This is a genomic window from Geofilum sp. OHC36d9 (assembly GCF_052400685.1).
Lineage (GTDB): Bacteria > Bacteroidota > Bacteroidia > Bacteroidales > Marinilabiliaceae > CAZHHH01.
This window is the reverse complement of sequence record NZ_JBQTGJ010000023.1, coordinates 44,213-59,266: the sequence shown is the minus strand read 5'-3', so window position 1 is coordinate 59,266 and position 15,054 is coordinate 44,213. Positions and strand designations below refer to the sequence as shown.

The 15,054-nt window shown below is 42.8% G+C and carries 8 protein-coding genes; all 8 read right to left on the bottom strand.

The annotated features are described in order from the left end of the window. Nucleotides 1-183: 183 nt before the first annotated feature. Nucleotides 184-669 carry a hypothetical protein gene (locus ACT3CD_RS15635; RefSeq protein WP_444646593.1) on the bottom strand — a complete coding sequence of 162 codons (486 nt, stop codon included), beginning with the start codon at nt 667-669 and terminating at the stop codon, nt 184-186. A gap of 252 nt (nt 670-921) precedes the next feature. Continuing rightward, nucleotides 922-1,236, bottom strand: coding sequence for a hypothetical protein (locus tag ACT3CD_RS15630; RefSeq protein ID WP_444646594.1), 315 nt, complete (start codon nt 1,234-1,236; stop codon nt 922-924). 309 nt (nt 1,237-1,545) lie between these two features. After that, a complete protein-coding gene (locus ACT3CD_RS15625) occupies nt 1,546-2,679 on the bottom strand; it encodes a glycoside hydrolase family 88/105 protein (protein ID WP_444646592.1) in 1,134 nt (377 codons plus the stop codon). Nucleotides 2,680-2,700: 21 nt separating this feature from the next. Further along, entirely contained in the window at nt 2,701-4,116 is a 1,416-nt protein-coding gene (locus tag ACT3CD_RS15620) for a glycoside hydrolase family 28 protein (RefSeq protein ID WP_444646591.1), read from the bottom strand. A 54-nt stretch (nt 4,117-4,170) separates the two neighbouring features. After that, a complete protein-coding gene (locus tag ACT3CD_RS15615) occupies nt 4,171-8,247 on the bottom strand; it encodes a glycosyl hydrolase (protein WP_444646590.1) in 4,077 nt (1,358 codons plus the stop codon). Between the two features lie 223 nt (nt 8,248-8,470). Further along, nucleotides 8,471-8,788 carry an L-rhamnose mutarotase gene (rhaM, locus tag ACT3CD_RS15610; RefSeq protein ID WP_444646589.1) on the bottom strand — a complete coding sequence of 106 codons (318 nt, stop codon included), beginning with the start codon at nt 8,786-8,788 and terminating at the stop codon, nt 8,471-8,473. Between the two features lie 271 nt (nt 8,789-9,059). Next, complete coding sequence (locus tag ACT3CD_RS15605) at nt 9,060-11,963, bottom strand: glycosyl hydrolase 115 family protein (RefSeq protein ID WP_444646588.1); 2,904 nt, start codon at nt 11,961-11,963, stop codon at nt 9,060-9,062. Between the two features lie 182 nt (nt 11,964-12,145). After that, nucleotides 12,146-15,028 carry a sugar-binding domain-containing protein gene (locus tag ACT3CD_RS15600; protein WP_444646587.1) on the bottom strand — a complete coding sequence of 961 codons (2,883 nt, stop codon included), beginning with the start codon at nt 15,026-15,028 and terminating at the stop codon, nt 12,146-12,148. Between the last annotated feature and the right edge of the window lie 26 nt (nt 15,029-15,054).

Here is a 15,054-nt window from a genome sequence, read left to right as displayed (position 1 = left end):
GGATGCTTTGGGCGTCTATCTTGACTATCTTACCAAGAAAACAAACGTCGAACTGGATAATTCCATTATTAAACGGGTAGTGGATTCAGAGCCTTCCGGATGAAGATAAGAAGCACATATTATACGCTCTTGACGGATTATTACAAAACGTGAGAACTAAATTGGCTTTTGGAAAGTAAATAATCAGTCTCGTTTTGGTAAATTTTTTTTTACAAGTAACTCCAACAGAACAACGATAAAGCTACCGACCATTAATACAAAAACAATATTGGCCAAAAGGTCATTATGCTTTATTAATATCTCATCTCCTCTTTTTGCTTGAACAATTATATATTCGCCATGCATTCTATAATACCATAACTCAACTTCATCTCCTGGTTTAAATAAATCTGCATATTCAGGTTTTCTGTAGATGATTCTTCGCTTAAACGAATCAATCCTGAGAGCCATACAATCATAAGCCCTATCATTACCACCAATAACGGTTTGCATATACTTCTCATTTGCGACATCAACCACCTCTCCTTGTGCAATTTTAAAAAGAGGCAATATCCTAATTCCTAAAACAGCATTAGCACTTAACGTTAATACCAAAATAATCTTTCCCAATAAAAAAGTATTATCCCAAAAGGTGCTTTTAACATCAATTTTATTCAACAATGTCTTCATGCTCTAATATTTCTATTATTGACTTTATGTCCATTGATATACTTTCAATCTCTTTCTGGCTTAATGAAGATTTCACCCCATGCTGCCGCGCAATTGCATCGTGTGGTACTACTTAATTACAAAAACATTATCTAACACACCCTTTTCTCCTATATAATCTTTTGCACTGCTATATAGATACTCATAGGGGTGCAATACCAATCCTTCCTCCACAGGATTATTGTGAAACGAGTTTTACGAGTTCAATGCCACCTATAAAAAATAATTAAATGCATTAATGTAGTTTATTTTTTCATTAATTACATGGCTGCTCCATAGTTCAACAGGTTTGTTGTCGTGCCTCCAAAATTGATATTTCTTTACGCTTGCTGATTCTTCTCCTGCTGCTTTAAATCGCTCTAATAACAATTCCTTTCTACTCTCTCGACTATTTTCGTGAATGGCTTTTATTAGCACTCTACTTGTAAATCGCTTAAAGTCATCTAATAGTACTTCTGGCTTTAAGCCCTGAGTACTCCTGAAAATAATATGCATATGGTTAGTCATTTTACACCATGCATAAACCACCACTTCTGCCGCACGAGTCCCCTCGAAAAATCAACTTTATTGTCTAAAATCCGTGAACTCGCTTCGCTAAAACAGCCCGGATTTCTTTACGCCAATAAGATTGATTTTCTTAACGGAAATTTCTTAAGGCAGAAATCAACCCCAATATCTCCTAAAATATCTGGCTCTCACATTGGAGCTGGGTTCTAATCATTTCTCTAAATTTTTACCTGACATCAATGATATTGAATAAAAACTATTTATTCACATATACCTCCAAAAAGAGGCTACCTTTTGGGTAACCTCTTCACTAAAAAAACACTTTTCCAATTATTTCAATTTATACACTTCAGTTCCGGCCAATAAAAAGCAGCCAAGGCCATAATCTTCAAAATCGGGCACATTTGTATAATTGACAGGCTGCCCATCTTTAGGTTCTTTGCCTGTTCCCTGCACATACCCCAAAAAGCCATCCTCATGCAGACTCTCATTGGCAATGGCATTCCATCCACTAACAACTACTGGCAAATACTTCTTTGCATCTAATATGCCATTATTAATTCCCCATGCCATGCCATAAACAAACAAAGCCGTTCCGGAAGTCTCTTTTCCGCCAAAATTTTTAGCATCGTGCAACGAAACATTCCAAAAGCCATCTTTACGCTGCACTTTATTAACAGCAACCGACATCTGTTTAAACATAGTCATATATTCATCGTAACCAGGTGCATCGGTTGGCATAATATCCAAGACTCTCACCAATGCGGCATAAACCCAGCCATTGCCTCTGGCCCAGTAACAATCTTCACCATTAGGTTCTTTATAAGGCGGCACAAAATCCTTATCGCGCCACCATAAGCCATCTTCAGGATTAAACAGTCCTTTTCCGCCATGCCTGGTTTTGGTATACATATACATATCAAGCATTTTGCTGAAATAACTATAATCATTGGTCAAAACGCCCAACTTAGCAAAAACCGGCATTCCCATTTGTAATGCATCAATCCACCACCAGTCATCATTCTGCGGTGTATTGACCAGCATATCAATACAGATACGAACATTTTTTATCTTTTCAGGGTCCGGCGATATGTTATATAGATCAATATATGTTTGACCAGCACAATAATTATCGGCATTTCGCGTGGTATTACCACCTCTAAAGCCCCATTTATGGAAGTCGGCCCACGCATAGGCATAATCGTAATAGGCTTCTTTGGGATAAATGGTATGCAAAGCCATCAACCCCTCGTAATAAACACCCCGAGTCCAGATATTCGAAGGCCTCACAGCATCGGTAACCAATTTCATTCCCACATCGGGAAACTTCTGCATAAAATAATCGTTGGCAAGTACCATTTTATTCAACACCTCCTTTTTATCGGGTAGCTGCTGCGCCACCGATAAAGCTGTAAGCCACATAAAGCCACATGTTGTCAATAAAACCCTCACACTTGTCTTCATAATTATCATTTTAGTTAAAAATTATTCAAAATGGACATTATTCATCTTAACCTTCTGTGAATCAGAAACGACAACTTCTTCACCCGCAGGTGTTTTAACGGTCAAGCCATTAATATTCCAGTTCCTAGCATAGGATATACTCCCGGCCTTTGAAGCCGCAACAAAAATATTTTCGAACGTAAAATCAGAAATATAAGACTCTTCGGTACCTGAGACGTTGAAAGCTCTGCCAGTATTTACTGCATGACAATTACGTACCGTAATATTGCGGATAATAGCCAGTCCCTTCTCTTTAGGCACTTCTTCGAGCATAACCTTCCAATGTTCAGGCATTTCGGTCACCCCTTCTGGCAGTTGTGCATAGCTATAGGAAGGATTCCAGTTAAGCGTCACCACACAAAATTCAGTAACCCCATCGGCCTGAACATTCTCAAGCGTCACATCTTCAATTCCGCCACCGCGCGTAAAAGCCGATTTAAGATGAATGACATGATGAGAACCTATGGCTTTCATATTTTCAACCTTCACATGCCGAATCCACCCCGACGTCTCACTTCCGATAACCAAAGGTCCGCCACCGCGTCGGGCAATACAATCGTGAATATAAACATACTCACATGGTTTATTGATACGCAGCCCATCAGCATCGCGACCAGCCTTAAGAGTATAATTATCATCATTACAGTCCACATCGCAGTTAAGCACATGAACATAAGTCGACGAGTCAATATTAACACCATCGGTGCTGGGTCCAAAACCATCAATATTATTTCGAATGGTAAGCCCATTTACTGTAACATATTTGGAATAAAGCACATGAACCGTCCAAAACCCCGACTGTTCAACCTTAAATCCACGTAACGTAACATCTTCAGAATTTGAGACCTGAATGGTACGAACCCTTTTACAATCGTAGTCAGCCGCCCAACGTAATCCCATGGAGGTATATTTGTCACGCAAATTCCAATAACGTTCCCAGTGGTATTTTCCCTGCGCATGAATCATCCCTTTACCGGTGACTGCCACATTATGGGCGTCCAAAATATTAATAATGCCTGAGGGCCATTTCATTTGAATACCGGCAACCCTTGTTACAATCTCCGGATAATAATCCAAACCATGAAGCGCCCACAATTCCACCCCTTCACCAATTTCCAGATGAACATTGTCTTTAAGAAAAAGAGCTCCTGTATGATAGCTACCCGGCTCAAAGACAACTGTTCCACCTCCCTTGGCTGCACAATCATCGATAGCTGCCTGAATACCTTGTGTTGATGCAATTAATTTACCTTCAAAAACATGATCGTAATCGTTGACTTTAAAAACAGCTGCTTCAGAAGGGAAAGAACGGGCGCCAACATCGTTTATCCATTGCTGTGAAAACAGTTCAAATGGCAAAAGCACCAGGCATCCTATAAATACGATAATATTTCTCATCTCTTAATCATTTTTTTTAACAAAGAAAGGTCAATTCTTATAACCATTTAAATATTAATTACCATCCGGTTTCAAGGCATCAATACGCAAACTATGCGGGACATCAAAAGAGTCGAAAGGAGACGGATTTGTTAAATCAATTTCGGGGGCAACGGTTAAATGTCCGGCCAAATTTGATTCAACTTCTCTAATCCCTTTTATCACGCACAAAGCTATCTGATAGGCCCCATAATTATTGAAGTGCGTGTTGTCAGCCAATTTAGTCGTTTGTCCCGGAAAAGTATTGGCCGGATATTGCACGAAAGCTTTTTTTGAGAGTTCAGGGCCCCAGGCTTCATAAAGAACCTTAGACATCTTTTGAAGATCAACCAATGGTACGTTCTGAATTTCGGCTACTTTTCGAAGTGCTGCCGGATAATCGCCATGGGTCGGCACAATCACACCATCATCATTAAACGATCGGCGCTGCATGGGCGTGACCAATACAGGGATACCACCCTTTTCGCGGGCACGTGTCACAAATTCATTTAACAAATCGGTAAACGACGTCCATGGGCCGATGCCCTCTCCCCGTCGCTTCTGGTCATTATGTCCAAACTGAATAAACAGATAATCGCCTGGTTTCATGACACTCAAAATCTTGTCCAAACGCCGTGCGCCTTTAAAGGAGATCAAAGCCTCACCCGATTCAGCATAGTTGGCTACCACCATCTGATTATCAAAAAAGCGGGTTATCATTTGACCCCATGAAGCATAAGGCTCATTTTCCTGATCGACAACCGTAGAGTTACCGGCCAAAAATACCGTTGTTATATTATCCGGCGCCTTTCGGATTCGAATACCAGCCACCGATGGTGCTTTACCGTTAAACTCAAGTGTCAACTTATTGTCCCAGTTCAAATAGCCATATTCGCGGGATTTTCTTCTGATCGAGTCCGTTCCGGCAATCCATGGGGTACGAACATTAACCATAAATGTATGTTCAACAACCGCCCCGGCTTTGGTCTGAATATTCTCCAGCATCAAACGTCTGGATTCGGCTTTCACCGTTGTTTCAGCGTCCTGGTCGGGATTACCTAACCAGACTGTCACTTCATAATTTCCTTCCGGCAAATCCGTGGAAAAATAAAAAGGCTGCGATGAATAGCAAGCCGTAGTCGCCAAACTGTTATTAACAGTAGTCGTTTGCTCCTGTGGCGCAGTCCACAAATCGAAGCCGTAACCAGCACGTCCGGTGTATTTTCTACTAAAAGAGACCGGTATGCCATCATTGGAATGTGTTGACGCGCCAAAATTAAAAACCACACTACCCGACTTCTGAAGAATTGCTGCCGGCAAAGACTGTTCATTCTGCAGAGGTATTAAAGCCACAGGCCCCTCAAGCCCCGAAGGCATTACATCCCATCCGGAAGCATCAAAAGATTTATAATCAATATTCACAAAATTAATTTCGTGATAATTACGCCACTCAATGCCTTGTAAATCCATGTAACGAATACGGTTGGCCATTAAATTAGCCACCTCCACCACAAGTTCATTTTTTCCTTTCTTTAAGAATCGACCCACGTTAACAGTAAATGGGTTGCTCCATAAAATCCCTAAATCATTTCCATTCAAAAAGACATGAGCGCTATAATTAACCTTTCCCAAATCCAGTTGATAATCGTCGGCTGACAGATCATCCATCACAAATGATGTTGAATACCTGGCTGTACCAGAAAACCAATTCATGGTGTCGTTTGCCAAGGCAGTCCAGTTTTTAAGTTGAATCATCGTCAACGAATCCGGCAAATCCGGGCCACCATCAACAAAATTAAGCTTCCACGAATCGCTGATATCAATGACTTCGGCAGATGGCGACGTATAATTCCAATCAGGTTGTGATGACAAATCCTTATCAGTCAATAAAACAAAAACACTCGCACCAGAAGGTAACTGAACACGCAGTCCCGACTTTTTATCTGAAGCCAACACAGCAACTTTTCCATAGCTACCCGTCAGAGGATCCAACATAAGAGCCGAGCCCGCTTTAGCATTAAAGTCCAACACTTTATCAACCAACTTGCTGGTATGATTAACCAGAAAATAATAAGTCCCCTGAGCTGATTTTTTTCGTAGATATTGAAGTCCGTCTTTTGTCAACGTTTCCTGCTCAATCCCTTTCATTCGTAAAGCCTTATCAATACGATCAGTAACCATTAACTGTGCAGAATCATTGGTCCACAACTCAATCGCATCGGAAAGCATTTCTTTGCTATATGTCCCGGTGATGTTGGCAAGCTCCTGACGACGGGATTCCAAATCACCTAAACCAGGCACATCGGTCGGGAAGTTTTGCATAACAACCGGAACACCGGCTTTAGCCAGACGTTCAATACTCTTTAACGTTTTGAGTGGCATTATTGTAAGCGACGGAATCACCAATGCCTTATAACGATTTTTACCATTGCCCGTAATAAGCTGTCCATCTGCCACCTTAAGCGTTGACAAAAGGGCATCCGAAACGAAATCAAAACTATAACCCTCTTTCATCAAATGTTCAATTGCAGGCATTTTGAGCCACTGCTTTGATGAATGAACAGCCATCATCATTTCTAATCCATTGGCATTATTCCACACATCATGCACCGGCCAATACACCAAAAAATCGTTATTGGCAGTGGTTGTCTGCAAAATACTCTGACAACGCATCAAATAATCATTCAACCCATTAATATGTGGCCAAAAGCTATTGGAAGGCGCAAAATTAACCGAAGCATAAAACAACCAGCCCGGCCATCCAGCCTCACGTGGCGAATAAGTCATTCCATGATAAAAGATATGATTAACACCAGCCAGCAAAACCTGCTCAGCCATCGGTTTGGTTTGAGATAAAGGCACTCTGAAATGCTCTCCCAACCAGGTAAACGTTTCACATGATACCAATTGCTTACCGGTAAGGTTCGCGGCCGAAGAAGCTAATTTCAAAAACAAAGGATTATGATCGGCCTCTTTCACGTGTAAGCTATCCCAGAAAAAGCCGTCGACATCGAAACGTTCAGCTCCGAAGGTCTCAACTTCGGGAATGTCAACTGAAGCATAAACATCGATTAAATTGGCCGGTGAGCCATGCGATTGATTACGCGATTTAGCTCCTTTACGGTTAGCCCAGTCCGTCCAACGTATCGAAAAATTATTGATTAACAGGTCCGACATTGTTTCACGATAATCAGCCTTCACTCTGGCCATAACAAGAGAATCTCCATCACCGGAGAGCTCTCTCAAATAATTTTTCAGGGAATAACCACGTCGGGCTTCAAATTCATCTAAAAAATCAGCGGCCCAACTAGCCCCAAACAACTCGTAACTATCATTAAAAAAGCATCGCACACCATTAGCGTTATCACCAAAGGCAGCATCAAACCGTTTAAGGTAATTATCCAAGGCATGAGAAGACAAATGGTCGAAAGTATAGCCAACACCGCCGGGAGCAGCACGCTTCACCTGTTGACGGGTACGGCCCTTAAATGCAGCATAAAGCGTCCATTGACCACTCTCAGGTTGCCATGCAAGAAATCCGGTACTATCCACGTCAGACATTAAATCAGTGATATGCCCATCCTTATCATAAGCCATTAAAGCAATTAATGCCGCGCCCACTTTTTGCTGTTTTACATCATCGATCTGAATCAATTTATTAATACCCTGAGAAGGAACGTCATACTTTTGAATAAATAAACGAGCCGCCGCATCATCAACATCTACATTAGGCCCACCCAAAGGCCATCCTGTACCATTGGTCAAATCTACTCCCAAACCCAGGGAATCGGCTGTAGCAATCGTATAATGGAGCAAATCCATCCAACGCGGTGAAAGATAATCAACATACTGATCTTCGAACCCTTTAGCACCATATATCGGAGCGATTTCAACCCCACCAAACCCTTTATCGGCATATGACTTAAGCAATGACGAAATATTCTCTTCATTCACAGCACTGCCCATCCACCACCAACGCACCCAGGGTTTCATCTCTTGCTTCGTCTGTGGCCAAACGACCAATTCAGAGTCGCTATCGGGCGAACAAGCCACAAAAGAAAGCGAACACACAAGCAGAACTACTAAATTAAAATAACCAATTGAACGTTTCATTCGTAATTTTTTTTGTTGTTGAGATAAGATGAAACGCTCATTAAAAATAAAACAAAACGTTTCAACCTAAAAATAGTATATTCAGTCGGATGACACCTGCATGCAGGTATTCATTCTTATATTGTTTAAAGAAAACATGTCCGCTTATAATCTCAAAACCCGAAGCGCCATAACAGACGACTCATCACCTGCACGTTGTATACAAAGACATGTTTTACAAGGTTTATTCCATATAAAAAACTTCGTCAAGAAATACCGTCACTGGTGAATTATCAGGATTTGTTTCCATAATATCGACCATACGGGCCCACCATTTTTGCACAATAGGATTCGTGCCCAAATCCTGAGAAGAGCTATTTCCCGACTGTTTTTGGTATCCGAAAAGCGTATTGGTCTCTTCATCCAGGAAAATAGAATAGTCGTATACACCAGACGACCTTATTAATGCTGCCAGCTCAGGCCATATTTCATCGTGTCGTTTTTTATACTCGTCCCGAAAGCCCGGTTTAAGAAACATTTTAAATGCTATACGCTGTGCCATACAACCTAATTTAAAGATTAATAAAAAAAATCGATAATATTATCTCAGACCTAAATCACATAAAAACGAGAAATAGCTGCAATAGTCAAAATTAACCGCTAAAGCAACGCTTATCAATACACAAACTGACTTTTTGTTTTAACTTTTTGATACGGTTTTTAAACTTGATAAAGAATTGCTGTTCAAATATAAAACTTACAAACCAGGAAAAAAACACCGCCATGAACCCCCAAAGTATCACTTTGCTTTTGTTAGCAGCGATCTGCGTCTTTCAATTTCCGGTTGATATCTGATAAGATTCGGGAAGAACCGAATAAACATCAGGTAACCCGCCACGGTCAATTTCTATTCGATCGATAATAACGCCCGGATCGGGCAACACTATTTTCAGTGTGTGCACACCTTTTGACGATATACGCTGCGGAATTGTGACCAGTGTATTGTTGCGCAATACATTTTGTTTCCATTGCTCACTGCGCCCGTACGTTTGTATAGACCCCTTTTGTGGTGTCGCATCGTCTACCGACACATAAAAACGCAACCCTTTATCGCTATTAACCGGGTGTGTGGGAATACACCATACATGCACCTTAATGTTACCACCACGAGGCGTATAAAAGTCATACTCAAGCACAGAAGGTTTTGAATCGGTTGAATCGTCTTCGGCGCCAGCGCATAGGGTACCCACCGAACTACCTGAATAACCGAGTCCACTATACACTTCCAATGGAAAGACACCGTCAGTTTTACGCGTATAATTTTCAGCATAAATTGACAAATAACCATTCTCCTCCATAAAAACCGGCGCGTCATTCTTCACTACAGGTGTCAGATTTTCGGCCTTTACAGTTACTGTAACTTTTTTACCATCGTCTGCTGTAAATGCCAATCGGCCATTAAATAACCCATTAACGTCCAAAGCATTCCAGTCAATCCAAACCCGGATGCGTTTCTGCTTTTGCATTTTGGCCCCTGTCAGGACACCCGAAGTAACACTCGTTTTAATACAGGGATGCGACGGGGTCACCGTCCATTTAACAGTGCGATTATCTTTAAGAAACAGATCAATAAAAGCAGTTTTATTCTCTGCCCGGTAAAAAACAGGCAATTGCTGCGGCCCAAAAAGATCAGAGTATCGGCGTATCTCCTCATCGCCTTCCACTGCCAGGGCCCATCCTGTACCATCAAACTGCCACTGAGGCATAGGCAAAGAATTAAATACTGGCAACGATCGCGGGGCATAACACATCATATGGTTCCATTTGCCATTAGCCATTGACTCATTATAATAAGCCGTTTCGAGCAAAATACTGTCGTAAGCTGCTTTCCCCATTTCAGCCAAATCATTGGCAACCAGTCGTCCCTGTTCAGCATATTTTGTGGCCTTCTCCGAATAAAGAAATTTCTTATTCATCAAGCCACTATTAACCACGGGATAATAAACCAACTGATAGAAAGCATCGTCGAGAGGGGCAGACACTTGCTTGCGCAACTGACGGGCATCCGCTGCCAGCCGGTTAAAGGCGTCAATACGTAGCTGTGCTTCATCGCCAGCCTGAAAATGGTTGTATTCAGAGGGATGCGTTTTACGTGTCGGCTCCGTTTGGCTCCATCCCATAAATTCAGTTCGCCGCTCAAAATTCAAACCATAATATTGCCATAACAATTCAGCTGCTTGAGCTCCAACCTCACTGCCAAAGATATCGCAACACCATTTTACCAAATGCTGCTGTTCAGACAATGGTTTGGCAAACCGACTGTTATCATAAGCCATATCAAGAAAAAGCGAAATATTGTATTCCAAAGGCTTTATATCCCCAACATTGGCCACCCACAAATTTTTCACCTTAAGACCGGCGGCCTTCATCATTTCTTCACGTATGAGAGCCGGGTGCGTGGAGCTCAGCCACAAATAATCATGCGGGCGTCCCCAGTACGAAAGATGGTAATAAACACCCGAACCGCCTGCACGTTGCTGTTCCTGCTCGTTTGACAAACGTTTGATATAACCATAATTATCGTCGGGCCATACCAATGTAACATCATCCGGTAATTCAAGCCCTGCATCGTACACGTCAAGCACTTCCTTATAAGCTGTAAACACCTGAGGGACGGCAGTCTCATCGCTGTTAACATGCTGTTTAAGCATCTGTCTTTGTTCACGAATCACCGTTTCAAGTGCCGCCACCTGCTCTTCCACAGAGCTTGCGCCAACCATTCCCGAGTCATGAATACCGCGCATCCCCAAAGTATAAACACAATCGTTACCAGCACTCTGAGCCACACGCTGATCCCAGTAATTCAAGACATTTTCTCTATTAGTAAAAAAATTAAAAGCGCCCCTTTCGTTTTTTTTCCATTCGTCTACGTTGTTACGTAACATTGGTTCGGCGTGCGAACTACCCACTACAATACCATAGGTATCGGCTGTACGGGGATTTTCAGGATTACTAAAGAAGGCACTGGTACAAGGATGCATGGCAGGCCAAATCAAATTGGCTTTTAAGCGCAACAGCAGTTCAAAAATACGGGCATAAGTTTTGGGGCCAATGTCACCCACCTCCGGTTCAAATGTTTGTGAAGCCCAGGGGTTAAGTCCCCACCCCTCATCATTAAGAAAAATACCCCGGTATTTCACTGAAGGTTCTGTTGATGTTACATCGAGAGCCGGAATAGAAATCAAATCACGTTTTTCGGGCGTCACATCGGCCCACCAATACCAGGGAGATACACCAATGGTACGCGACAGTTCAAAAATTCCGTAAGCCGTTCCGCGGCGATCGGAGCCGGCAATCACCATTACGTTACCCGATTGCCCATCTTTCCTTTTGAGAAAACGCCAGGCGTAACACTCCCAGGAACCTGACAAACGCGAAAGATCACTCTTTTTATCAGCCACCAGTCTCTTAACATACCGGCTCCCGCCAACACTTCCTACCAAAATAACATTACCCGCCTTGAGAGGCATACTGGTAAGCACTGCCGGCCGCGTTCCGGTTATACGTTCAACATCATCGGCAAACAAATTGGCCGTAACAGCCACTGTTTGAGCATCGGCCGTATCATACACAACCGCGACGGCTGATTTTGTATTGGCAATCAAAAATTTATTTTGAGCCTGCTGCGGCAGACTAACCAATACTATTAAAGTAATTATAAAAAGTCTCTTTAACATAGCAAATAAGTTACCACCGAAAGGTCACGTCGCCACGGCCCCACCCAAAAACAAAAAAACGCAATATTCTGAATGGGAATGCCGTGGTGGTATTATGACCAATACAAATTATGAATTAGATACTCTATTATTAAGCATCGCAAAAAAACAACAAACAAATGCATTAAACCACCTTCACCGCATCAGAGTTTGGGTTTTAGCTCATCGGGGCTATCATTGGTATGAAAATCGACAGCCTGATGCGCCCGATCAATAAACAAATCATCAATCAAATTGAATCCAATTTCTAAAGCCGGCTCAAACTGTTCACTTTGCATATAACGAAGCAAACTATACCGCATTTGTCGGGCTGCTGGCCGGTCTTGCAAATGATTCTCAATATCGGAGCTGCAAACCATGAGCTTACCATTACCCACCCTGGCTTCAAAAATAAGAGCCAGCTTACGATTTAAAAACCAGGTATCAATAGGCTGAACAATCGGCTTAAAGTCTGCCGGAAAGCTATCTACATTCATCACCTGCTGACGTTGAAGCAATTCCCACCATTGCATATTACTGTGATATTGCGTCGGGAAATCAGCCAAAGCCGGATGCGTTGGATCGCATAATATACCCAGTGTGTGTGGCGGACGCATTTTAAACCACGAAGTATTCCAGAACACCGGTCGGAAATATTGTTTAACGTCCTTACCATGTTCCACTTTTCCTGCTGCCAACAAAAGAACTTTTCCGCCATTATTTAAAATATCACGAGTGGTTTGATCCCATTCATGGGCGATGTAAACCGAAGTATCAACCGATTCCGGAAGCGATTGCGGGTAAACCCAAAAATCCCATCCATTGACAAAATCGCCTATCTGAAGTTGCAGATGCAATGAAACAGCCATCTTTAACGACTCAAGCGGTAAAGAAAGACGTCCCAGCACCGTGTTGCCCCATGTGACATCCGTCGTTGGCAAGTCTCCTTCCTGCCATACTTCACCGGCAGCGTTGGTAATACGCCAGTGAGGTATCACCTCTTTTAGGACCTGAGGCCCAAAATGAGCGACTTCCAACTGAACATCAAGCGTATCATTATTGGTAAACACAAACTTTGAAAATCGGGACAACGGAACCGTGGCATCAAAAAAATGCTTAAAATCGGCCGGCGCAACATACGCTTTAGGTTGAGCAAACACATTAGCCACTCCCACAATAGCCGAACCCTGTCCCGGAAAATCGGCAATACCCAACAGTTGCATACCGCCATTACCCGGCGTACGTAAAGAAGCCTCTATCTCCTGTTTATAACAAAGCACCTGAAACTTACCCGAGGCCATCAAAAAATCGTGCGCCTGATCGCCCATCTTCTTACGGATAAGCTCCTGTCTGAACATCTCAAAATTACGGGGTTTCATTACACCGGTATATTGCGGAATCTCACTAAAATCAGGGAATACACAAAACTGCCCCATTTCATGAGCCACATATGGCACCTGAAAAGGCGCTATTTTTGTGCCATAATCAAATTCACTCTGAGGCCGATGTCCCCATGGAAGGCCCCGGGCTCCGGCACGTACAATAAACTCATTCGAAGGTGCCAATGGCCAGCTTTGACCTATTGAAGCGTGCGCGTACAACCGGCGATTATCATACGCTTTCCATACATTTACCAGACTATCGAGAAACTCTATTTGGTAACGTCCTGCCGGCTCATTACCATATGCAAACATCACAAATGAAGGATGGTTACCATATTCATCCAGAATACGCCGACATTCATCGCCAATATACTGGTCAACAGGCAAACCATAGCCCACAGCAGTTCCGTGGTTAGTCCAGAAAGGCCCTTCGACCTGCAGATACAATCCCAATTCATCGGCAGCTGAAAAAGCGGCTTGGGGCGGACACCAGGAATGAAATCGTACGTGGTTAACGCCATAGGCCTTCAAACGCGAAAAATAAGCCTTCCAGTCAGATACCGAAGTTGGTGGATAGCCAGTCAAAGGAAAAGCGGCACAATCAACGGTGCCACGCAAAAAAACCGGGCGTCCGTTAATCACAAAACGGGTGCTATCGGTTGAAAAAGAACGCATCCCGAAAGTATCTTCATGCGATGCAACAGGCCCGTCGACCAATTTCAACCGTGACATAAGACGGTATAATGCAGGCTGAAACTCGCCCCATAAAGCGATGTCATCGCCCATAGGATAAATAACTTCCAACGTATTCACACCCGGATTCGTCTTCACTGGCACCTCTATCTCTGGTAATTTTTGAGTCTTTACAGTATTAAAAGAGTTCGCTGACACTTTTAACACCCCTTCTTCGATTGAACTTCCGGCATTTAACAAGGAATAAACCAGCCGCACCTCTTTCGATTCGATATCAGGATAAATCTTTACGTTACTGATTAACAGCGGCGACAGAGCCATCAGTTTAAGGTCACCCACCAATCCGTTCCAATTACCTTGCGAGTGATCGGTAAGGCTATGAGAATCGGGCCCCGGGTTAATTTCTTTAATTCGGTTATCAACACGAATGGTGAGTCGGTGCTCTCCTTGGGCTAAATTCGCCGGCAAAAAATAGCGATGTGGAGTTGAAAGTGAATTCTGCATACCCAACATAATGCTGTCCACCCAAACAGTTGTTTCCCAATGCGGGCGCTCCAGAAACAGCATAACCGGCCGCCCTTCCCAGCTCTCCGGAATTTCAATGGTCTTTTGATACCACGCTGCACCAGTATAATAAAGGTCGGGCGTGAGCCAAAAAGGGAACTTCAGACTATCGGGCTTGCGGTAAGGAGCCGTGGCCGGATTAAAAAACCATGAACTGTCATAAATACTGCCAGTCCACTGTGTCGATAAAGAAGGCGGTGTTCCTTTCCCGTTTTGAGTCATGGAACCCGGCAATTGCACTTCTTCAGCCAAAGCAAGGTTGAACCATTGCCCGGCAACACCGACATCGGCCGTATCGGTCATAAACTGCCACTGTCCTGACAAATCAATAATCATATCATTGTCGTCGTTGCGACACGAGGTCAATGATAAAATAAAAAAGAGAACAAAACCGGTTAAATAACGCATGATATTATATAGTTTATGTTATAAAT

Excerpts from the sequence above, each read along its gene's own strand:
- ACT3CD_RS15635 (WP_444646593.1), bottom strand. The coding sequence starts at position 669 with ATGAAGACATTGTTGAATAAAATTGATGTTAAAAGCACCTTTTGGGAT.
- rhaM (WP_444646589.1), bottom strand. The coding sequence starts at position 8,788 with ATGGCACAGCGTATAGCATTTAAAATGTTTCTTAAACCGGGCTTTCGG.
- ACT3CD_RS15625 (WP_444646592.1), bottom strand. The coding sequence starts at position 2,679 with ATGAAGACAAGTGTGAGGGTTTTATTGACAACATGTGGCTTTATGTGG.
- ACT3CD_RS15620 (WP_444646591.1), bottom strand. The coding sequence starts at position 4,116 with ATGAGAAATATTATCGTATTTATAGGATGCCTGGTGCTTTTGCCATTT.
- ACT3CD_RS15600 (WP_444646587.1), bottom strand. The coding sequence starts at position 15,028 with ATGCGTTATTTAACCGGTTTTGTTCTCTTTTTTATTTTATCATTGACC.
- ACT3CD_RS15615 (WP_444646590.1), bottom strand. The coding sequence starts at position 8,247 with ATGAAACGTTCAATTGGTTATTTTAATTTAGTAGTTCTGCTTGTGTGT.
- ACT3CD_RS15605 (WP_444646588.1), bottom strand. The coding sequence starts at position 11,963 with ATGTTAAAGAGACTTTTTATAATTACTTTAATAGTATTGGTTAGTCTG.